General features: G+C 63.8%; 16 protein-coding genes and 2 pseudogenes. 9 read left to right on the top strand and 9 right to left on the bottom strand.

What is annotated here, in order from left to right:
• Positions 1-8 precede the first annotated feature (8 nt).
• From PSEMAI1_RS0104135 to PSEMAI1_RS21655, 8 genes and pseudogenes are all read right to left on the bottom strand, one after another.
• Positions 9-1646, bottom strand: a complete 1638-nt coding sequence (locus PSEMAI1_RS0104135; RefSeq protein WP_024301647.1) for a methyl-accepting chemotaxis protein — start codon at positions 1644-1646, stop codon at positions 9-11.
• 46 nt (positions 1647-1692) lie between these two features.
• Positions 1693-3864, bottom strand: a complete 2172-nt coding sequence (locus PSEMAI1_RS0104130) for a chemotaxis protein CheA (protein WP_024301646.1) — start codon at positions 3862-3864, stop codon at positions 1693-1695.
• A gap of 12 nt (positions 3865-3876) precedes the next feature.
• Entirely contained in the window at positions 3877-4203 is a 327-nt protein-coding gene (locus tag PSEMAI1_RS0104125; protein WP_024301645.1) for a lipid asymmetry maintenance protein MlaB, read from the bottom strand.
• A gap of 7 nt (positions 4204-4210) precedes the next feature.
• Entirely contained in the window at positions 4211-5473 is a 1263-nt protein-coding gene (locus PSEMAI1_RS0104120) for a methyl-accepting chemotaxis protein (protein ID WP_024301644.1), read from the bottom strand.
• 2 nt (positions 5474-5475) lie between these two features.
• The gene (locus PSEMAI1_RS0104115) at positions 5476-5841 is read right to left on the bottom strand and encodes a response regulator (protein ID WP_024301643.1); all 366 of its coding nucleotides are present in this window, start codon (positions 5839-5841) and stop codon (positions 5476-5478) included.
• Positions 5842-6311: 470 nt separating this feature from the next.
• A complete protein-coding gene (locus PSEMAI1_RS0104110; protein ID WP_024301642.1) occupies positions 6312-9749 on the bottom strand; it encodes a pyruvate carboxylase in 3438 nt (1145 codons plus the stop codon).
• A gap of 261 nt (positions 9750-10010) precedes the next feature.
• The gene (locus tag PSEMAI1_RS20840) at positions 10011-10556 is read right to left on the bottom strand and encodes a putative glycolipid-binding domain-containing protein (RefSeq protein WP_024301641.1); all 546 of its coding nucleotides are present in this window, start codon (positions 10554-10556) and stop codon (positions 10011-10013) included.
• Between the two features lie 135 nt (positions 10557-10691).
• Positions 10692-10823: pseudogene (locus PSEMAI1_RS21655) on the bottom strand (2-methylcitrate synthase); the annotation flags it as partial.
• Positions 10824-11390: 567 nt separating this feature from the next.
• Here PSEMAI1_RS21655 and PSEMAI1_RS0104090 point away from each other — a divergent pair.
• The 4 genes and pseudogenes from PSEMAI1_RS0104090 (at position 11391) to PSEMAI1_RS0104080 (ending at position 14757) form a co-directional block, all read left to right on the top strand.
• Positions 11391-11957: an alpha/beta hydrolase gene (locus tag PSEMAI1_RS0104090; protein ID WP_024301639.1), complete on the top strand. Its 567-nt coding sequence runs from the start codon at positions 11391-11393 to the stop codon at positions 11955-11957.
• A 21-nt stretch (positions 11958-11978) separates the two neighbouring features.
• Positions 11979-12203 (top strand): annotated as a pseudogene (locus PSEMAI1_RS22455) (DsbA family protein); the annotation flags it as partial.
• Positions 12161-12697: a DsbA family protein gene (locus tag PSEMAI1_RS22290; protein ID WP_084612614.1), complete on the top strand. Its 537-nt coding sequence runs from the start codon at positions 12161-12163 to the stop codon at positions 12695-12697. The pseudogene PSEMAI1_RS22455 and the gene PSEMAI1_RS22290, both read left to right, overlap by 43 nt.
• 77 nt (positions 12698-12774) lie before the next feature.
• A complete protein-coding gene (locus PSEMAI1_RS0104080) occupies positions 12775-14757 on the top strand; it encodes an acetoacetate--CoA ligase (protein ID WP_024301638.1) in 1983 nt (660 codons plus the stop codon).
• Between the two features lie 185 nt (positions 14758-14942).
• Here PSEMAI1_RS0104080 and PSEMAI1_RS0104075 read toward each other — a convergent pair whose 3' ends face one another.
• Positions 14943-15695: a UTRA domain-containing protein gene (locus tag PSEMAI1_RS0104075; RefSeq protein ID WP_024301637.1), complete on the bottom strand. Its 753-nt coding sequence runs from the start codon at positions 15693-15695 to the stop codon at positions 14943-14945.
• 285 nt (positions 15696-15980) lie between these two features.
• Between PSEMAI1_RS0104075 and PSEMAI1_RS0104070 the strand changes: the two genes are divergently transcribed.
• The 5 genes from PSEMAI1_RS0104070 to PSEMAI1_RS0104050 are packed head-to-tail and all read left to right on the top strand — an operon-like array spanning position 15981 to position 20528.
• Positions 15981-17030, top strand: coding sequence for an ABC transporter substrate-binding protein (locus PSEMAI1_RS0104070; RefSeq protein WP_029770490.1), 1050 nt, complete (start codon positions 15981-15983; stop codon positions 17028-17030).
• Between the two features lie 13 nt (positions 17031-17043).
• Positions 17044-17853, top strand: a complete 810-nt coding sequence (locus PSEMAI1_RS0104065; protein WP_024301635.1) for an alkaline phosphatase family protein — start codon at positions 17044-17046, stop codon at positions 17851-17853.
• Positions 17850-18740, top strand: coding sequence for an ABC transporter permease subunit (locus tag PSEMAI1_RS0104060; protein ID WP_024301634.1), 891 nt, complete (start codon positions 17850-17852; stop codon positions 18738-18740). The genes PSEMAI1_RS0104065 and PSEMAI1_RS0104060 overlap by 4 nt, the downstream gene beginning before the upstream one ends.
• On the top strand, positions 18730-19500 hold the full coding sequence (locus tag PSEMAI1_RS0104055; protein ID WP_024301633.1) for an ABC transporter permease: 771 nt from the start codon (positions 18730-18732) through the stop codon (positions 19498-19500). Before PSEMAI1_RS0104060 ends, PSEMAI1_RS0104055 begins: the two co-directional genes overlap by 11 nt.
• Positions 19501-19511: 11 nt before the next feature.
• Positions 19512-20528: an ABC transporter ATP-binding protein gene (locus tag PSEMAI1_RS0104050; protein ID WP_024301632.1), complete on the top strand. Its 1017-nt coding sequence runs from the start codon at positions 19512-19514 to the stop codon at positions 20526-20528.
• Position 20529: the final 1 nt, after the last annotated feature.

The following is a 20529-nucleotide window of genomic DNA, read 5'->3' as shown; positions in this document are numbered from 1 at the left end:
GCGGCTCCTCAGAATCGCTCGAATTCCGGTTCGGCGGCGACCGGGAGCGACGGCGTGGCCGGGCGTGTCGGGGTCGGACTGGCACGATGCGCGGCGGCTGTGTTGCGGTGCGGCGCCGGGTTATGCAACCGGCCGGTGTCGCCGGTGCGGAAGAAGGCCATCAGCCCCTGCAGCTGTTCGGCTTGCGCCCCCATTTCTTCCGAGGTCGCCGCCAACTCTTCGGAGGAGGACGCGCTCTGCTGGGTCACCTGGTTGAGTTGGGCGACCGCCTGGTTGATTTGGGCCACCCCCGCGCTCTGCTCCTGGCTGGCGGAGGCGATTTCCTGTACCAGATCGGAGGTCTTGCGAATCGACGGCACCATCTCGTCGAGCAGCTTGCCGGCATGCTCGGCCATCTTCACGCTGGAGCCGGCAAGTTCGCCGATTTCTTGCGCCGCCACCTGGCTGCGTTCGGCCAGCTTGCGCACCTCGGCCGCCACCACGGCAAAGCCCTTGCCGTGCTCGCCGGCACGCGCCGCCTCGATGGCGGCATTCAACGCCAACAGGTTGGTCTGGTAGGCGATGTCGTCAATGATGCCGATCTTTTGCGCAATGGCCTGCATCGCCGTCACCGTCTCCTTGACGGCCGTGCCGCCTTGGACCGCTTCGGTGGCCGCCTTGGCCGCCATATCGTCCGTCACCTTGGCGTTCTCGGTGTTCTGGGTCACCGTGGCGGTGGTCTGCTCCAGCGTGGAGGAAATTTCCTCGACCGAGGCGGCCTGTTCGGACGCACCTTGCGACAGCGACTGGGCGGTGGCCGATACCTGTTCCGAGGCGGAGGCCAGGTTGTCCGCCGCCGAGCGTACCTGGCCGATGGTGAGCGACAGGCGCTCGACCATGTTGCGCATCGCCGCCAGCAGACTGGTCGTGTCGTTGGCGCGCAGCTCGATTTGCTGCGTCAGGTCGCCCTCGGCCACCTTGCGCGCAATGGCGGCGGCGTAGTCGGGCTCGCCCCCGAGCTGGCGCAGCAGGTTGCGGGTGATCCAGAAGCCGACGGCGGTGGCGATGACGATGGACGCCGCCAGCAGCGCCAGCATCAGATTGCGCGCCTCGAGGTAAGCGGCCTGAGCCTCCTTGGCCGCGGCGTCCATCTGCTCGCCCTGGAACTTGATGAATTTGTTCACATGCTCCTGATAGGCGCGCAGCACCGGACGCAGCTCGTTCTGCAGGTACAGCCGCGCCTCATCCATGCGCTCCTCTTCGACCAGGCGGATCAGGGTTTCCTGACCGGCGATGTATCTGTCGCGCAGTTCCTTGAGCTGGGCCAGCATTTCCTTGCCGCGCGGCAAGGTGATCCGGGGCTCCAGCTTCTCGATGATGGTGCCGATCGTCTTGCGCGATTCCAGCACTCGCTCCTTGCTTTTCTGGCGGTCTTCCTTGGTCGTCGTCAGCATCATGTTGCGCAGGCTGATGGCGATTTCGTTGGCGTTGTCGATGATGTCGTTGAGCATCACCGTCTTCGGCCAGCGGTCGTTGGTCATGGTGTCGACCGAGTCGTTGAGATGCCCGAGGCGCACGATGCCGATGGCGGAGATGATGATCATCACCAGGATGACGATGCCGAACCCAAACCCGAGTTTGGCGCCCACTTTCATGTTGGCGAACATAAACAAACTCCCTTCTTGCTTTATTAGCGAGGCTAACGTAGTCGGCTCAGGCGGCCGGAATGGATCCCACCTCGCGCGATTCGCGTCGGATCGCGCCGGCGACGAGTGCTGAAACATCGAGAATCAGTGCCACCTCGCCGCTGCCGAGAATGGTCGAACCGCCGATGCCACGCAAACTGCGGAAGAGCTGGCCAAGTGGTTTGATCACGGTCTGGAATTCGCCGAGCAATTGGTCGACCACGATGCCGGCCTTCTGCCCGCCGGTTCTCACCACCACCACGTTTTCACGCACCGGCCGTGCGCCCGGCAGGTCGAACAGCTCCCGCAGGCGGATAAAGGGCAGCACCTCGCCACGCAGGTTCAGGTAATGGCAGTCGTTGGCTTGGCGGGGCAATTCCAGGCACTCGACCACCATGTCGAGCGGCACCACGTAGTTGGCGTGGGCGGCGCCGACCAGGAAGCCATCGATGATGGCCAGGGTCAGCGGTAAGCGGATGGAGAAGCGGGTGCCGGCCCCCGGCACCGAACTGACGTCGACGCGGCCCCGCAGGCCCTGGATATTGCGCTTGACCACGTCCATTCCGACGCCGCGGCCGGACAGGTTGGATACCTGATCGGCGGTGGAGAACCCCGGTTCGAAGATCAGGTTGTCGATTTCCGCTTCGCTCAGCGTCTGCCCCGGCTGAATCAGCTCGCGTTCGAGCGCCTTGGCCACGATCTTGTCGCGGTTGAGCCCTCCCCCGTCATCATGGACTTCGATGACAATCGCGCCCGAGTCATGAAAGGCGTTCAGTTCCAGCCGGCCTCGTGCCGGTTTGCCGCTGGCTTGACGTTGAGCAGGAGATTCGATGCCATGATCGATGGCATTGCGCACCAGGTGGATCAGCGGATCGCTGATCTTCTCCACCACGCTTTTGTCCAGTTCGGTCTCACCGCCGGTGATGACCAGTTCGATCTCCTTGCCAAGCTCTTTGGAGACGTCACGCACGATACGGTTGAAACGACTGAAGGTCTCGCCAATTTGCACCATGCGCAGTTGCAGCGCCGAGTCGCGGGTGCTTTCTACCAGGCGCATCAACAGCGAGGCCGCTTCCATCAGCTCGCCACGGCCGGCCTGACTGGCGAGCAGGCTGACACTGGAGCTGGCGATGACCAGCTCGCCGACCAGGTCGATCAGCCGGTCGAGCTTGTCGGCCTGGATGCGGATCGAGCGCGCCTCGGCGATTTTTTTGCCGCCGAGCTGGCCTTGCCGCGCCACGGCCGCCTCGACCAGTTCCGGCGGCACCGAGCGCTGTTCCACCAGGATCTCACCCAGCGGCATGACGGCTCCCGGTGCTGCGTCGTGACTGGCAAGCTCACGCTGCGTCTGCAGCCCGGCATCGAGTTCGCTCTCCGTGAGTACCCCGATCCGCACCAGGATTTCACCCAGGCGCAGCGGGCCCTCCGGCAAGGCCTGGATCAGCTCGAGGTAGTCAGCGAGCCGGCTGTCTGGCGGCAGGATGTTCAGCGTGCAATCGTCGCGGACGAAATCGAATACGCGCTCGATGGCGGTCTTGTCCGCCGGCGAGGCAAAGCGGATCTCGAAGCCGAGATAGCATGCCTCGGCGTCCATCTCGTCGGCCGGCGGCATCGCATCGGCCAGGGTCTCCAGATGCACGATGCGGCCGAGGGTGGTGAGATAGCGCAGAAAGGACAACGGGTCCATGCCGTTACGCAGCACATGGGGCGCGAAGCGCAGCGAGATGTGCCAGCAGTCGTCCTCGGCGTGAGCATTCCCGAGGTTTTCCAGGGGGGCACCCGCCGACAGGGCGAGCGCTTCCACCTGACCCGGCTCCGCCGGTGTGTGCTGCAGCCGGGCCAACAGCGCGTCGCCATCGAGTTGTAGTCCGGCGGCCGGCGCGGGATGCCCCTGTTCGAGCTCGCTCAGCAGCAGGCCGATGTGGTCGCTGCACGCCAACAGGATGGCGACCAGGTCCGCGTCGGCCGGAATGTCGCCATTACGCAGTTGATCGAGCACGTTTTCGACCACATGGGTGAACGCCACGATGTAGTCGCATTCGATGACACCGGCCCCGCCTTTGATGGTGTGGGCGGCGCGGAAAATCGCATTCAGCGTATCGGCATCGTTGGGGGCCGTTTCGAGCTGGAGCAGCGCGCTTTCGAGTGCGGCCAATTGTTCGCGACTCTCGCTCACAAACACGGTCAGCAGTTCGTCCATGGACTTTACCCGTCAAGGATTGGTGGTTTCGCGTGCGGGGATCAGCATCGGATCGCCAAAGTCGGCCGCTACATTGAAAAAATCCACCACCTCGCGTACGGCAGTGCTGTGGGCGACGATGAGGAGCGGCTTGCCCTGCTGCCGTGCTTCGCGCTTGGCGAGCAGCAACAGCTGGAAGCCGGCGGTGTCGATCTCGGCGACGCCCGAAAGATCGAGCTCGAGCCCGTCTCCGCCGGCCAGCGCGTCGAGTAGCTGCTGCTTTTGCGCGGCGGCGTGGTAGATCGTCATGTTGTCATCGAGGGTGAGGCGCTGGCGTTCCGGGGCAGGAGGGGGAGTCATGGCGTTCTCAGAACAGTTCGATCTTGGGACTGGCGGCGGCGGCAGGCTGTTGTGTTGCGGCATGGTGCGCCTGACGCTGCTGGTCCATCACATAGCCGCTGTAAATCGCCTCCAGGTGAGCCGTGAGCGGCTGGTAGCGCCCGCTGCCGTCGCCGGGTTGCCGCAGTCGCGCAGCCAGCAGGCCAAGATGCTCATCCAGGCGGTGCAAGGCATCGGCGGTATGTTCAAGCTGCTGCCGGGCCACATCCTGGAACTGCACACTAGCGAGGGCATGCATGAACATCTGCGCGAGTTCGGCACTGCTGTCGCTCACGCTGTCGATGACATGGGTCTGGTGCCGCAGCAGCTCCTCATAGCTGCGGCCCAGGCCGGTGAGCTGATCGGCAAACCGGCCGAGCGCCGCCTGCTCGCGATTGAGATTGCCCGCGGACAGCTTCTGCTGCAGCTGCGCTTCGATCGTCGTCGTGACCCCCTTGATGCCCTGATCGATGGCCAGCACGGCTTTCTCGGTTTCCTGCGACAGTTTGCGGACCTCGTCGGCCACCACGGCGAAACCGCGCCCGCTTTCGCCGGCACGCGCGGCCTCGATCGCCGCATTGAGCGCCAACAGGTTGGTCTGGGCTGCGATGTCCTTGATCAGCTGGGTCAGCGACTGCAGCGAGCGGCTCTCGCTGACCACCTGTCCGATCTGCTCCTGGTCCTGGCGGGCTTCATGGAGGCGGTGATCGATGTAGTCGCGCATTTCGCGGATCAGGTGCTGGTTGTCAAGGATATGCTGCTCGGAGTTCTGGACCAGTTGATCGGCATGAGACGAGCTGGTCGATACGAACTCGTTCAGCCGCCCCACCACCTTGTCGATGGCCTGGAGCCGCTCGGTAATGTCATAGGCGGCCTGCTCGGTCTGCTGCACCACGCTTCCGAGGTGATTGCGCAACACGTCGCTGTAAGTGGGCACCGTCAGCAGCTCGCGGGCCACCTCTTCGCAGCTCGCGTTCAGCTGATTGGCGGTCTGCGTCAGTTGCTCCAGCCGGGGAGACAGCCCCGATTGCTGTTGACGGAGCAGTACCAACGACAGCAATCCGCTGCCGCTGTAGCTGGCGGCGACCAACAGCACGGCGCCGATCGCATTGCCCAACGGTTGCGATAAACCCAGGCCCGGCAGCAGTTGTCCATTGAACCAGTCATTGAAGAAATACACGCTCAGGCCCGCCATGGCGGCGACGACCCCGAACAGGCCCAGGGAGCGCCGCAGTAAAAGGAGTCGTTGCATAGTCAGCGCATCACCAGTTTGATTGTGTTGAGCAGATCGTCTGCCGAGGCAGGCTTGACGATCCAGCCGGAGGCGCCTGCCGCCTTGGCTTCGGCTTTTTTCGCCTGTTGCGATTCGGTCGTCAGGAACAGGATCGGCATGAAACGGTAGTGAGGCAGCTTGCGCACCTCCTGGATCAACTCGATGCCGTTCATCCCCGGCATGTTGAGGTCGGTGATCAGGAGGTCGGCCTTGATGCCGGCCTGGAACTGCTTCAAGGCTTCGTTGGCATTGCCCGCCTTCTCGACGGTGTAGCCGGCCTTGGCGAGGATGTTGGAGACGGAGAGCAGGATGGTGGCCGAGTCATCCACGAGAAAGATGGTTTTCATAGTTCTTGCCTGCTCCATTCAATTTAAAAATCAAATTGGAATACGACATTAACATGTTATGTTTCCTTTAATACGCAAAGTCAAGGCTTACCTTTGGTAAACCAATCCTGACACATGGTCATGACATCATGATGTAGCAGGCACAACTGACTGATTACGCCGGCACCAACGCCATTACCCCTGCCACTTCCTCGAACTGTCTTCGGCCACCGTTGGGCGTGTCAGCCGCAGCGTTGGTCGAAAGACACGCGCAGCTGGGAACTGGAAAACGTGGTCTGGCGGAACCCGGAGCGTGAACTGCCGGTTGCAGTGGAGGCTGCCGCGTGAGGTGACGTGGCAACTACAGGAACAAACGCCGATAGGGATGGCTTTGAAGCGTGAAATGACCAGCCTCCATCACCGCTCAAAAAAAATCCCCGTTCCTCTTGCGAGAAACGGGGCAAGACACACACTCCTGACAGTGCTACTCCTTAAGCAAAGACAGCCAGCAAATCCTTGTTGTTGATGCGGCTGCCCGAGCTCACCAGCACCTGCTTGATCACGCCGTCGCGCTCGGCCTTCACCGCCACCTCCATCTTCATCGCCTCCAGCGTGAGCAGGGTGTCGCCCTTGGCCACCGCCTGGCCGGGCTGGACGGCGACGGTGCTGACCATGCCCGGCATCGGCGCGCCGACGTGGTGCGGGTTGTCCGGGTCGGCCTGCGGCTGCTGGGACGCGGCCTGCACGCCGTCCTTGGCCACCTTGACCAGGCGCGGCTGGCCGTTCAGTTCGAAGAACAGCTTGACGTGGCCGTCGCTCGTGTCGGCTCTCCCCAAGAGCTGCACCACCAGCGTCTTGCCGCGCTCCAGCTCGACGGCGATTTCCTCGCCCTCGGTGAGGCCGTAGAAGAAGGCCGTGGTGGGCACGGTGGAGACGTCGCCGTAGCGCGCCTGGTGCTCGGCGAAGTCCTGGAACACCTTGGGGTACATCAGCGACGAGGCCAGGTCCTGTTCGCTGACCGCGCGGCCCAGGGTCTGGGCGAGTTGGGCCTTCTTGCCGTCCAGATCGACCGGCGCCATCACGGCCCCCGGACGTCCGGTCAGCGGCGGCTCGCCCTTCAGCACCTTGCGCTGTAGCCCCTCGGGGAAGCCGTGCGCCGGCGTACCCAGTTCGCCCTTGAACAGGGACACCACCGACTCGGGGAAGTCGATCGGCTTGGCCGGGTCACGCACGTCTTCCGGCGTCAGGCCGTTCGAGACCATGAACAGCGCCATGTCACCGACGACCTTGGAGGTCGGGGTCACCTTGACGATGTCGCCGAACAGCAGATTGACCTGGGCATAGGCCTCGGCCACCTCGGGCCAGCGCGCTTCGATGCCGAGCGAGCGCGCCTGCTCGCGCAGGTTGGTCACCTGCCCGCCCGGCATCTCGTGGCGGTACACCTCCGACGTGCCGGCGCGCATGTCGGCCTCGTACGGCGCGTAGCACTGGCGCACGCCCTCCCAGTAGGTCGAGAGCTGCTGCAGGTGCTTCCGGTCCAGCCCCGGATCACGCTCCGAGCCTTCGAGCGCGGCGACGATGGAGCCGAGGTTGGGCTGCGAGGTGAGGCCGCTCATGGCGTCCAGTGCCGCGTCCACCGCGTCGACGCCGGCCTCGATGGCCGCCAGCACACTCGCCGCCGCGATACCGGAGGTGTCGTGGGTGTGGAAGTGGATCGGCAGGCCGACCTCCTGCTTCAGCGCTTTGACCAGCGCGGTGATCGCGCGCGGTCGGGCGATGCCGGCCATGTCCTTGATCGCCAGGATGTGGGCGCCGGCTTGCTCCAGTTCCTTCGCCATCGAGACGTAGTAGTGCAGGTCGTAGCGCCGGCGGCTATCGAACAGGTCCCCGGTGTAGCAGATTGCCGCTTCGCACAGCTTGCCGGTGTCGCGCACCGCGTCCATCGCCACGCGCATGTTGTCGACGGCGTTCAAGGAGTCGAACACGCGGAACAGATCGATGCCGCCTTCGGCCGCCTGCTGGATGAAGTGGCGCACCACGTTGTCGGGGTAGTTGGTGTAGCCGACCGCGTTGGAGGCCCTCAGCAGCATCTGCAGCAGGATGTTCGGCACCGCCTCGCGCAAGCCCGCCAGGCGCTGCCACGGGTCTTCCTTGAGGAAGCGCATCGCCACGTCGAAGGTCGCGCCGCCCCAGCACTCCAGCGAGAACAACTGTGGCGCCAGACGGGCGTAGTGCGGTGCGATCGCCAGCATGTCGGCCGAGCGCAGGCGCGTCGCGAACAGCGACTGGTGCGCGTCGCGCATCGTGGTGTCGGTGATCAGCACGGGCTTCTGCTCGCGCATCCATTGCGTGAAGCCTTCGGCCCCGAGTGCCTGGAGGCGGTCGCGTGTGCCGGTCGGCAGTGGGCCGGCCAGTTTGAGGTCGGGCCGGCGCGCCGGACCCGGCATCGGGCTGGGCACGGCGCGGCCCTTCATTTCGGGGTTGCCGTTGACGGTGACGTTGCCGAGGAACTCCAGCAGCTTGGTGGCGCGGTCGCGGCGCGGCGCGAACTGGAACAGCTCGGGCGTGCTGTCGATGAAGCGCGTGGTGCACTGGCCCGAGACGAAGGAGGGGTGAGCGATGACGTTCTCGAGGAAAGCCAGGTTGCTCGATACCCCCCGGATGCGGAACTCGCGCAGCGCGCGGTCCATGCGCGCGTTGGCCTCGGCCGCGCTGTGGCCCCAGGCGGTGACCTTGACCAGCAGCGAGTCGTAGTACGGCGTGATCACCGCGCCGCTGTAGGCGGTGCCGCCGTCCAGGCGCACGCCGAAGCCGGCCGCGCTGCGGTAGGCGGTGAGGCGGCCGTAGTCCGGGGTGAAGCCGTTCTCGGGGTCTTCCGTCGTCACGCGGCATTGCAGCGCGTGGCCGGACAGGCGGATGTCGGGCTGCGCCGGCACGAAGCTGTCCTCCTCGCCGATCTTCGCGCCCTCGGTGATGCGGATCTGCGCCTTGACGATGTCGACCCCGGTGACCGCCTCGGTCACGGTGTGTTCCACCTGGATACGCGGGTTGACCTCGATGAAGTAGAACGCGCCGGTGTCGGCGTCCATCAGGAACTCGACCGTGCCGGCATGGGTGTAATCGACCGCACGCGCGAGCTTCAGCGCCGCCGCGCACAGTGCGGCGCGTTGCTCTTCCGACAGATACGGCGCCGGGGCGCGCTCGACGACCTTCTGGTTGCGGCGCTGCACCGAGCAGTCGCGCTCGAACAGGTGCACCAGGTTGCCGTGTGTGTCGCCGAGGATCTGCACCTCGACGTGGTGGGCGCGCCGCACCAGCTTCTCCAGGTAGACCTCGTCGTTGCCGAACGCCGCCTTGGCCTCGCGCCGCGCCACCTCCATCGCCCCGGCCAGCTCGCCTTCGTTCTCCACCACGCGCATGCCGCGCCCGCCGCCGCCCCAGCTCGCCTTGAGCATCAGCGGGTAGCCGACTTCGGCCGCCATCCGTTGCGCCTCGGCCAGGTCGTACGGCAGCGCCCCGGTGGCCGGCACCACCGGCACGCCGGCCTGCTCGGCCAGTTCACGTGCGGAGACCTTGTTGCCGAGCTGGCGCATCACCTCGGGGCGAGGGCCGATGAAGGCGATCCCGGCCGCCGCGCAGGCCTCGGCGAACTCGGGGTTCTCGGACAAAAAGCCGTAGCCGGGGTGGATGGCGTCGACGTTGGCTTCCCTGGCGATGCGCAGGATGTCGTCGATATCGAGGTAGGCGGCGATGGGCTTCTTGCCGGCACCGACCTGATAGGCCTCGTCGGCCTTGAAGCGGTGCAGGGCGAGCTTGTCTTCGTCGGCGTAGATGGCGACGGTACGGATGTTCATCTCGGCGGCGGCGCGCATCACGCGGATGGCGATCTCGCTGCGGTTGGCTACCAGAATTTTCTTGAGAGTGGTCATGTTCGACTTAGTCCTAAGGAGGCAATGAAAGCAGTTCGCAGTCCCTCGCAACACCTTGCCATTTGATGGCTTTTTCACTTTCCGGATAGGTTCAGGACATTATTCCCGCAGTTATTACCTTGGTCGCACCATGCAAATGGTGAATCTTTTATCAAAGAAGACCCAATAAAATGCCTTACACCACGGGCTTGTACAAACGCGGCGGCGTGGGGTGTCCTGGCAAGAACGGACAAAAGAGGCCTCCAATCACCTGCAAGGGTTTCAGGCATGCCGGACTCGGTGCAGCAAACCGCCTACGTGTTCAGCCAAACCAAGTGCATCGACCGTGATTTCTGAGCTATACACGGGTGAACGGTACAAGTAGCGCGCCTTCCCGTTCTGATCAGGAAGACGGGTATAGCTCTGCTGACAAATCTCCAAAACCAACTGCGGCAGCCTGATGAACAGCGATGCCCTCTCTTGGTGCTCCCCTACCTCCAGCTTTAGGCGGCGGATCGGGAAAGAAATGGTCAGGCCACTGCATTGCAGATCGAACTCGGTGCAACCATCGAATTCGGGGCGTTCCAAGTCGTTGATCAGCCAACGCCCATCAGTACGACGTTGCAGCTTGAGCTTGGCATTCAGTGGCATGGCGGCATCGATGACGACCTGGTTCACCCATCCCTTACGATTAGTACACATACGGTAGCTAAGGAGCGTGCCGGTGTCTTCATGACACAAGGTGCCACAGGCAACCAGGGTCAGCCCGACGCCGAGAGAGACGTTCACCTGCTCTCTCCCGGAAGCCGCCAGGTGTTGCCAGGTCATGTCCATGCCTGCCACGGCTTAGCGCAAGGCCTGTGGTATGAAGGCCTGGTCTTCCGGCCCGATGTAATTGGCCGACGGACGGATGATCTTGCCGTCGATGCGCTGTTCGATCACGCGCGCGCTCCAGCCGCTGGTCAGGATATCGTAGCCGCGGTAGTGCAGGTCGTTGCCGCTGCGGCCGACGGTGCACAGCGCGGCGTTGCCAGCGGCCACGCCGGACAGGGCGACCGATTTCTTCGGTTTGGCGGTAAGAACGACTTCGCTCATTTCCTCCTCCTCTCTGTAAAGGCGATGTGGGGCGGCCTGCGGTTTGTTCGATGAGTCTTCGGCCAACCCGATATGGTCTGTGATTACTTGCCCTGGCCAACAACGCATCCAGCTTCTGCTCGTAGGCGTGGTAGCCGAGGTGGTCGTACAGCGCCAGGGAAAGCCGTCGTCTAATTTGATACGTCTAGTGTGCCGAACTTTTGTTAAAAATTCAAGCAAGCGCTAGGTTGACAGCCTGGCAATGCAACACGTTGACCTCAGAGCTGTTACCACACGACAAGGTGCTCGAAGGAAGGAGAAGTGGAGATAGGGGAAGTGTCGGACAGAGCGACAGGGCCGGATACACACACCGGGGTCAGCGCGGGAACCTGCTGGGCCTGGCTCCCGGACCCTTCGTCACCGGTGTGCTGGCCGACCATATCGGCCTGATGAACGCACTGCATCTGGTTCCGCTGGTTTCCTTCGCCGCCGCCGCCTTCGCCATCGGCAAACGCCACTACACCCGCGACCTGGAGCGCCTCACGGCGCGACAGGGCTAATTTTCAACCCTGATCCTTATACCTTGCCATGTCAAACACACCGACCATCCTGATCGTTCCCGGCCTGCGCGACCATGTGCCGGCACACTGGCAAACCCTGCTGGAAGAAAAGTGGCGGAAAGAAGGCCGCCCGATCGCTTCGGTGCCGCCGCTGGAACACGACAAGCTCAGCTGCTCCGCCCGCGTGGCGGCTCTTGAAGAGGCGCTGTCATGCATCGACGGACCGGTCATCCTGGTGGCCCACAGCGCCGGCTGCATGATCGTGGTCCAGTGGGCGCAGCGTCATCAGCGCGCCATCCACGGCGCGGTGTTGGCGGCTCCGGCCGACCTGGAGTCGCCGATGCCCGAGGGCTATCCGTCGCCGGACACCATTGCGGCCAACGGCTGGCTGCCGATTCCGCGCCAGCCGCTGCCGTTCCCGAGCATCGTGGCGGCCAGTACCAACGATCCCTTGGGCAAACTGGAGCGCATCAGCGCATTGGCCGACGCTTGGGGGAGCCGCCTGGTGAACGTCGGCGCCGTCGGCCACCTCAACCCGGCGGCCGGCTATGGCGAATGGCCGCAAGTGGAAGTATTGATCCAGGAACTACTGTAATCGCCCTCCCGTCGTCCGGTGATGCCGCCGCCTCGGCGGCCGGCATCCCTCCACCCGATTCGCAAGATATCCATGAGCCCCATCCTGTCCATCGAAGTGCTGTTCGACCTCATCTGCCCCTGGTGCCTGATCGGCAAGCGTCACCTGGACAACGCCCTGCGCCAGTTCACTGCGGCCAACCCTGAAGCAGAGATCCAGCTGCACTGGACGCCATTCATTCTGCTGCCGGATACACCCGCTCAAGGTTTGCCCTACCAGCCATTCTACTTGCGGCGCCTGGCAGTCCGGAGGCGGTCACGCGTCGCCGCGCAGAGGTGCAGGAAGCCGCTGACGGCGTGGGCCTGCGTTTCAACTTCGATGCCATCGACGTGCTGCCCAACACGCTGGCCGCGCACCGCCTGGTGCAATACCTGGGCCGCCGATGCGGCGGGCAACAACAACTGGCCCTGATCGAAGCGCTTTACGACGGCTACTTCATGCAAGGGGAGAACATCGGCGACACCACCTACCTGGCCCGCCTCGCCGCCCGCTTCGGCCTGCCCCATGCCGAAACGGCGGATTGCCTGCTCCCGCCGGCAGCCCCGGACAGCGCGGTCTTCCTGCGCCAAGGCCAGCAGGCGGCGCAGGCTTATGGCATCGGCGGCGTGCCCGGTTTTGCCTTCAACCGGCGTTATGCGCTATCGGGTGCCGTCCCCGCCGCCCGCCTGCTGCGCGCCATGCAACAGGCCATGGCCGCCTGAGCGACACGTCCGGCAACGAATCCGCGCAGCCGTGCCCTGCCCGCCGGCAAGGCTGCCCACCCTACTGGAGAATACGCATGGAAACCCCCATCATCGCTTGGCAACCTTCCGAGCAGACCCGCCGCAATGCCCAGGTAACCGCCTTCAGCAACTGGCTGCAGCAAACCCACGGGCTGGCCTTCGACGACTACGAAGCCCTGTGGCAATGGTCGGTGGCCGATCTGGACACGTTCTGGGGCGCGGTGTGGGACTACTTTGCCGTACCCTCGCGCACCCCGCGCGGCAAGGCGCTCGCCTCGGCGCAGATGCCGGGGGCCGAGTGGTTTCCGGGCGTCGAACTCAACTACGTCGAGCAGGTGTTCCGCCATGCCACCGACACCCACCCCGCCATCATCAGCCGCAACGAAAGCGGCGAGGATCGCGCGCTGTCCTGGGCCGAGCTGCAACGCCAGGTGGCCGCGCTGGCCGCCACGCTGCGCGGCATGGGCATCGCCAAGGGTGACCGCGTGGTGGCCTACCTGCCCAATCTTCCGGAAACCGTGGTCGCCCTGCTGGCGGTAGCCAGCATCGGCGCCGTCTGGTCCGCCTGCGCCCCCGACATGGGCCAGCTCGCCGTGCTGGACCGCTTCCGCCAGATCGAACCCAAGGCCATCATCGCGGTGGACGGCTACCGCTATGGCGGCAAGACACACGACCGCAGCGAGCTGCTGCAGGCCATCGTGGCCGAGCTGCCCAGCATCCGGCATGTTGTGCTGCTGCCCAACCTGGGACATGAGGCCAACCTTGCCGCCTTCCCCGACGCCATCAGCTGGCAACAGGCTACCGCCGGCGAGGTGCCGCTGCAGCTGGAGCACGTGCCGTTCGATCATCCGCTGTGGGTGGTGTACTCCTCCGGCACCACCGGCATGCCCAAGCCTATCGTGCACTCCCAGGGCGGCGTGCTGATCGAACATCTCAAGTTCGGCGCCTTTCATCTCGATCTCGCCCCAGGCGACCGCTTCCACTGGTACTCCAGCACCGGGTGGATCATGTGGAACATCCAGGTGGGCGGCCTGCTGCTGGGCAACACCCTCTGCCTGTTCGACGGCAACCCCGGCACCCCGGACCTGGGCGCGCTGTGGCGCTTCGCCAGCGATGCCCGCGTCACGTTCTTCGGCGCCGGAGCCGCTTTCTACCTCTCCTGCCTCAAGGCCGGGGTGGTCCCCAAGGAACTGGCCGATCTCGGCCAGCTGCGCGGCATCGGCTCCACCGGCTCGCCGCTGCCGCCGGAAGGTTACCAGTGGCTGTTGGACAACGTCGGCCCGGTCTGGATCAACAGCCTGTCCGGCGGCACCGATTTCGCCAGCTGCTTTGTCGCCGGCACCCCGACCCTGCCGGTGTACCTGGGCGAAATCCAGTGCCGCTGTCTCGGCGCCAGCGTGGCGGCCTTCGACGACGCCGGCCAGCCGCTCCTGGACGAGGTGGGAGAACTGGTCTGTACCGCGCCGATGCCGTCGATGCCGTTCTGTTTCTGGAACGACAAGGACAACGCCCGTTACCGCGACAGCTATTTCGACGTCTACCCCGGCATCTGGCGGCATGGCGACTGGGTGCGCATCACCCCGCGCGGCGGCGCGGTGATTTACGGCCGCTCCGATGCCACCATCAACCGCCATGGCATCCGCATGGGCACCAGCGAGCTGTATCGTGCCGTGGAAGACCTGCCGGAAGTGCTGGACAGCATGGTGGTGGACCTGGAATACCTGGGCCGCGAATCCTACATGCCGCTGTTCGTGGTGCTGCGCCCCGGCATCGACCTGACGCCCGAATTGACCGGCCTGATCCGTGACCGCATCAAGGTCGCCCTGTCGGCGCGGCACGTGCCCAACGACATCTTCCAGGTCGACGCGATTCCACGCACCTTGTCGGGCAAGAAGATGGAGCTGCCGATCAAGAAACTGCTGCTCGGCCACCCGCTCGAAAAAGTGGCCAACCCCGACACCATGGCCAACCCGGAGAGCTTGCCGTGGTTCGAGGCTTTTGCCCGTCGGCATGCGGCACGGGGCGCGACGGCAGCGTAACCGCCGCCCGGCCACTTCACCTCACCACGGGAAACAGCCGCCGGGCCTTGCCAGGCAAGAGTCGGCGGCTGTTTCCAACTTGGCTCCACTGTTTTCGACCCTGTTTGTGCGGAACACCCTGGAGGCCTGAAACGCAGTCGCTCCGTGCGACGCCCATCGGCGGCAAGGTCTGGACTGGCCATGCCTCACAGCAAGGTATTTGCCTTCATCCGCTCCAACTCCTGGCTATCCACCAGAATGCGTACCGCGTCGTGGCGCCAGTATTCATGGTCGCAATCGATGATCTCGCCATGCTGATCGTAGTTGACGCAGGAAATCAGCAAGATCGGGCTGCCCTGGGTCAGCATCAGTGCCTGCGCCACCTCGCCCCAGGCGGCCGTGGGGTTGATCTCGAAACGGGAACGGCCATAGCGCACCCCGTACTGCTGCTCGTAAAGCGTGGTCAGCGACTGGCTCAGGTCATGTTCCAGAATGCCGGGAAAGCGCTCCGGTTTCAGATAGTGCCGTGCCAGCAGTACCACGCGACCATCCAGCTTGCGCAGCCGCGTGACCTCGTTCACCCGCGACAGGGTGGGCAGCTCCAGCTCCTGGCACAGTGTCGGCGTGGCCACGATGGTGCGCGATGACAGCACCAGGGTTTCCAGTTGCCGCTTCTGTTCGGTAACGATCTGGTGAAAGGGGGAACGGTACAGCGGGTTGTATATCAGCCTGGGCGGGGCGACAAACCAGCCGCGGCGGTCTTCGCAATAGATGCGCCCTTCGGCCTCCATCGCCAGCAGCGCCTCCTTTACCGTCGTCCGTGTGGTGTCGAACAACTCGGAAAGCTCGCGCTCCGACGGCAGCTTGACGCCCGGCAGCAGCAATTTGCTATCGATTTGCATCTCCAGCGACTGCCTGATCTGGGCGGCCAGAGTGGTGTTGCGCTCAATTGCAGCCAATTGGACTACTCCAGTATTTCACATTAATGGCAAATCTATCACGAAATCATGATTTCTCAAAGACATGTCAAGGTAATGACAGTGCTGTCCATCCGGTAAACCTGCAAAGAAAACCACACGACACATCTTTGCATACATTATTACAAATCAACGAGTTAGCAAATAACAAACCCCGTGCGCTCGCGTTTTTGCTGCCCAGCAACACGCAGCGCGATTGACAGCCAGAAAGCCACTGGACTAAGGTTGGCCTGCAGTTCAAATCTGGTCTAGTCCAAAGGAGAAGTCATGAAAAACTTGCTGGTTAGCGTCGTATCCGGGGGGCTTTGCCTCAGCGTGGCACAGGCCAATGCGGAGAACCTCACAGCCCTGACCCAGGCCGCCAAGAAAGAAGGCGCCGTTTATAGCGTGGGCATGCCCGACGACTGGGCCAACTGGAAAGACACCTGGGCGCAGGTTACCCAGAAATATGGTCTGAGTCACCGTGATACCGATCTGAGCTCGGCAGAAGAACTGGCCAAGTTCGAGGCCGAAAAAACCAATGCGACGGCGGATATCGGCGACGTTGGCCACACGTTTGGCCCGGTGGCGCTGCAAAAAGGACTGACCCAGCCGTACAAGCCCAGCACCTGGAACGATATTCCGGCCTGGGCCAAGGACAAGGACGGCCATTGGGTGCTGGCCTATACCGGCACCATTTCCTTCATCACCAACAACCAGTTGGTGAAAGAGCCGCCCAAATCCTGGGCCGACCTGCTGAAAGGCAAGTACAAGGTCACGCTGGGTGCCGTGGGGGTTTCCGCCCGTGCCAACAGCGCCGTGCTCGCCGCCGCGCTGGCCCGTGGCGGCGACGAGAAAAACCTGAAACCGGCACTGGAGTTCTTCGGCCAGCTGGCCAAGCAGGGGCGCCTGTCGCTGATCGACCCGAGCCTGGCCAACCTGGAAAAGGGGGAGATTGAAGTCGGCATCCTGTGGGATTTCACCTCGCTGAGCTACCGCGACCGCATCGACAGCAAGCGCTTCACCGTGAGCATTCCCACCGATGGCTCGGTCACCACCGGTTACACCACCATCATCAACAAGTACGCCAAGCACCCGAACGCCGCCAAGCTGGTACGCGAATACGTGCTGAGCGATGCGGGCCAGGTCAACCTGGCGCGCGGCTATGCCCGACCGATCCGCAGCAATGTGCAGATCCCGGCCGACGTGCAGGCCAAGCTGCTGCCCGCCAGCCAGTACAAGGCAGCCAAGCCGATCCGCGACTTCGCCGCCTGGGAGGACTCGACCAAGAAGCTGCCGCGCCAGTGGCAGGAAACGGTCATGGTGAACATGCAGTAAGGGGGCGCCTGCCATGTCCAGCAAGGTCATCCTGGTATTGATCGACGGTCTGGCCTGGCAGGCGGCCCATGATGGCATGGGCTACCTGCAAGGACTGTGCGAGGCTGATCAGGCCTGCCTTTACCAACTGCAGTGTGCGCTGCCTTCGCTGTCGCGCCCGTTGTACGAATGCATTCTCAGCGGGATGGCGCCGGTGCATAGCGGCATCGTGCACAACGACGCCGTCCCGGCCTCCAGCCAGCAAAGCCTCTTCCACCTGGCGCGCGATGCCGGTCTGGCCACCGCGGCGGCGGCGTATTGCTGGATAGCCGAGCTGTACAACCGGGCGCCTTACGTGGCCGTGCGCGACCGCTTCACCGATGACAGCCGCCTGCCGATTCAGCATGGCGTGTTCTACCACGGCGACGACTACCCGGATGACCACGTGCTGCTGGATGCCGAGGCTCTAAGGCTCAAGCACCAGCCGGATTTTCTGCTGGTGCACCCGATGGAAACCGACGTGGCGGGGCATCGCCACGGCTACGACAGCGCACAGTACCGCAATTCGGCACGCCGCATTGACAAGCGGCTGGCCGAATACCTGCCCGGATGGTTAGCCGCGGGCTACCAGGTACTGATCACCAGTGATCACGGCATGAACCGGGATGGTAGTCACGGCGGCCTGCTGCCGGAAGAGCGACTGGTGCCCCTGTTCGTGTTCGGTCAACGTTTCAGCAAGCGGCCGGATATCCGTGTGCAACAGACCGAGCTATGCGGCCTCGCCGCCGACCTGCTGGGCCTGCGCCACACCAAACCGCGTAACCCGGAGTTACTCTTGTCATGAAAACCACATCGCTCCCCCTTGCCGGCAAGCCTGCCGTGCAGGTGCGGCCGCGCTCACGGTGGCGGCACTGGCCGGCGGCGCTGTTGCTGCTGCCCTTTTTCGCCATGCTGATCCTGTTCAGTCTGGCGCCGATGGCGTGGGTGCTGATCAACAGCGTGCACACCGAGCAGGGCCTGTCGCTGGCCAACTACAGCGACATCCTGTCCTCGCCGTTCTATCGCCAGGCCTTCGACAACAGCCTGCGCATTTCCGTGTGGTCCAGCGTGATCGGGTTGGTGATTTCGCTGCTGGGAGCGGCCTCTTTGCGCCGGGTTTCCGGCAGGCTGCGCCGGCTGGTGGTGTCGATCACCAATATGACCAGCAACCTCACCGGCGTACCGCTCGCCTTCGCCTTCATCATTCTGGTGGGCACCAACGGCGCGCTGACCCTGCTGCTGCGCCAGTGGGGGGTGATCGAGGACTTCCGCCTGTACTCCAGCAACGGCGTGATCCTGATCTACACCTACTTCCAGATTCCGCTGGGCGTGCTGCTGCTGTATCCGGCATTCGATTCGCTGGACGATGACTGGCAGGCCGCGGCCTCGCTCTTGGGCGCCCGGCTGTGGCAATACTGGCGCTACGTGGGCCTGCCGGTGCTGGCCCCCGCCATTCTGGGGACGTTCATCCTGTTGTTTGCCAACGCCATCGGCGCCTACGCCAGTGCCTATGCGCTGACGCAGGGCAACTTCAACCTGATCACGGTACGCATTGCCAGCCTGGTTTCCGGCGACATCTTTCTGGAGCCGAACGTAGCCGCCGCCCTGTCGGTATTGCTGATGCTGATGTTGCTGCTGGTCACCGCCGTCAACCAGTGGCTGCTGAAGAAAGGAGCCCGTCATGCGCGCTGAGCTCTATCACCGCAGCGTGGTCGCCGTACTGATTCTGCTGCTGACCGTACCGGTGCTGGCCACCCTGCTGTATTCGCTGTCCGAACACTGGGGCGCCACCATCCTGCCGGACGACCTGTCGCTGAGCTGGTATCTGCAACTGTGGCAGGACAGCGCCTTCCTGGCTGCCTTCGGGCGCTCGCTGGCGGTGTGCCTGGGCACCCTGCTGCTGAGCACGCTGATCATCGTGCCGGCGGTGTTCGTGGTGTTCTACCGCTTTCCCGGCCTGGACAAGCTGATGAACGCGCTGATCCTGATTCCGTTCGCGGTGCCGCCGGTCGTGACCTCGGTCGGCTTGCTGAACATCTACGCCGATGGCCCGCTCAACATCACCGGCACGCCGTGGATTCTGGTGGGCTGTTATTTCACCATCGCTCTGCCGTTCATGTACCGCTCGCTGGCCAACAGTCTCACCAGCATCAATGTGCGCGACCTGATGGATGCCGCTCATTTGCTGGGTGCCAGCACCCCCGCGGCCTTTTTGCTGGTGATCCTGCCCAACCTGCGCAAAGGGCTGATGGCCTCGCTGTTCCTGGCGTTTTCCTTCCTGCTGGGGGACTTCGTGTTTGCCAACCTGCTGGCCGGCTCCCACTACGAAACCCTGCAGGTCTACCTCTACAACATGCGTCAGACGAGCGGCCACTTCACCAGTGCCATCGTCATGAGCTACTTCCTGTTCACACTGTTCCTGACGTGGCTGACCGCCCGTTTCGGCAAATAGGATGACATGCCATGAGTTACGTTGAAGCTAGCGGCCTGGCCAAGAAATACGGCACCGCCACCATCTTCCAGGACATCAATTTCTCACTCCGGAAAGGCGAATTCGTCACCCTGCTGGGTCCCAGCGGCTGCGGCAAATCCACGCTGCTGCGCAGCCTGGCCGGGCTGACCGACATCGACGCCGGCGCTATTCGCGTCGGCGGCGAGGACATCACCCGCGCCGCGCCGCAAAAACGCGGCATTGGCATGGTGTTCCAGAGCTATGCGCTATTCCCCAACATGAGCGTGGAACAGAACATTGCCTTCGGCCTGAAGCTGCAAAAGCTCCCGGCCAGCGAGATTGCCCGCAAGGTAGCCGACGTGGTCCGCCTGGTGGCACTGGGCGGCAAGGAACAGCACTACCCGCACGAACTGTCCGGCGGCCAACGTCAGCGCGTGGCGCTGGCGCGCGCACTGGTGGTGGAGCCGCGCATCCTGCTGCTGGATGAACCCCTGTCGGCGCTGGATGCCCGCATCCGCAAATCGCTGCGTGAGCAAATCCGCGACATCCAGCAACGCCTGGGCCTGACCACGGTGTTTGTTACCCATGATCAGGAAGAAGCCCTGACCATGTCCGACCGCATCTTTGTGATGGATCAGGGGCGTATCGTGCAGGAAGGCTCGGCCGAAATGATCTACACCCGCCCGGCCACCGAGTTCGTGGCGCGCTTCATGGGCAGCTACAACCTGCTGACACCCACCGAAGCCAGCCGCCTGCTGCAGCTGGAAACCCGCGGCCATCTGGCCATCCGCCCGGAGGCCATCCAGATTTTCACGCCGGGGCAGGCCTACCCGGCGCACCAGGGCACGCCACTGCCGGCCACCATCCGCCAGCACCAGCTGCTGGGCAACGTCATCCGCTATCAGGTGCAGGCCCACGGCATCACCCTGCAGGTAGACCAGCTGAACCGCCGCTCGGAAGACCTGCTGGCCGCCGGCACCGAGGTAAACCTGATGATCGATCAACAACAAATGCGGGAGGTGCACTGAG

The organism is Pseudogulbenkiania sp. MAI-1, assembly GCF_000527175.1.
Lineage (GTDB): Bacteria > Pseudomonadota > Gammaproteobacteria > Burkholderiales > Chromobacteriaceae > Pseudogulbenkiania.
The sequence above is the reverse complement of the archived record's forward strand: the minus strand, read 5'-3'. Positions and strand labels throughout refer to the sequence as shown.

What these genes read in the sequence shown, in the direction of transcription:
- PSEMAI1_RS0104115 (WP_024301643.1), bottom strand. Translation starts at nt 5,841, where the DNA reads ATGAAAACCATCTTTCTCGTGGATGACTCGGCCACCATCCTGCTCTCC.
- PSEMAI1_RS0104080 (WP_024301638.1), top strand. Translation starts at nt 12,775, where the DNA reads ATGGAAACCCCCATCATCGCTTGGCAACCTTCCGAGCAGACCCGCCGC.
- PSEMAI1_RS0104070 (WP_029770490.1), top strand. Translation starts at nt 15,981, where the DNA reads ATGAAAAACTTGCTGGTTAGCGTCGTATCCGGGGGGCTTTGCCTCAGC.
- PSEMAI1_RS0104135 (WP_024301647.1), bottom strand. Translation starts at nt 1,646, where the DNA reads ATGTTCGCCAACATGAAAGTGGGCGCCAAACTCGGGTTTGGGTTCGGC.
- PSEMAI1_RS0104120 (WP_024301644.1), bottom strand. Translation starts at nt 5,473, where the DNA reads ATGCAACGACTCCTTTTACTGCGGCGCTCCCTGGGCCTGTTCGGGGTC.
- PSEMAI1_RS0104050 (WP_024301632.1), top strand. Translation starts at nt 19,512, where the DNA reads ATGAGTTACGTTGAAGCTAGCGGCCTGGCCAAGAAATACGGCACCGCC.
- PSEMAI1_RS0104125 (WP_024301645.1), bottom strand. Translation starts at nt 4,203, where the DNA reads ATGACTCCCCCTCCTGCCCCGGAACGCCAGCGCCTCACCCTCGATGAC.
- PSEMAI1_RS0104090 (WP_024301639.1), top strand. Translation starts at nt 11,391, where the DNA reads ATGTCAAACACACCGACCATCCTGATCGTTCCCGGCCTGCGCGACCAT.
- PSEMAI1_RS0104130 (WP_024301646.1), bottom strand. Translation starts at nt 3,864, where the DNA reads ATGGACGAACTGCTGACCGTGTTTGTGAGCGAGAGTCGCGAACAATTG.
- PSEMAI1_RS0104055 (WP_024301633.1), top strand. Translation starts at nt 18,730, where the DNA reads ATGCGCGCTGAGCTCTATCACCGCAGCGTGGTCGCCGTACTGATTCTG.
- PSEMAI1_RS0104060 (WP_024301634.1), top strand. Translation starts at nt 17,850, where the DNA reads ATGAAAACCACATCGCTCCCCCTTGCCGGCAAGCCTGCCGTGCAGGTG.
- PSEMAI1_RS20840 (WP_024301641.1), bottom strand. Translation starts at nt 10,556, where the DNA reads ATGACCTGGCAACACCTGGCGGCTTCCGGGAGAGAGCAGGTGAACGTC.
- PSEMAI1_RS0104110 (WP_024301642.1), bottom strand. Translation starts at nt 9,749, where the DNA reads ATGACCACTCTCAAGAAAATTCTGGTAGCCAACCGCAGCGAGATCGCC.
- PSEMAI1_RS0104065 (WP_024301635.1), top strand. Translation starts at nt 17,044, where the DNA reads ATGTCCAGCAAGGTCATCCTGGTATTGATCGACGGTCTGGCCTGGCAG.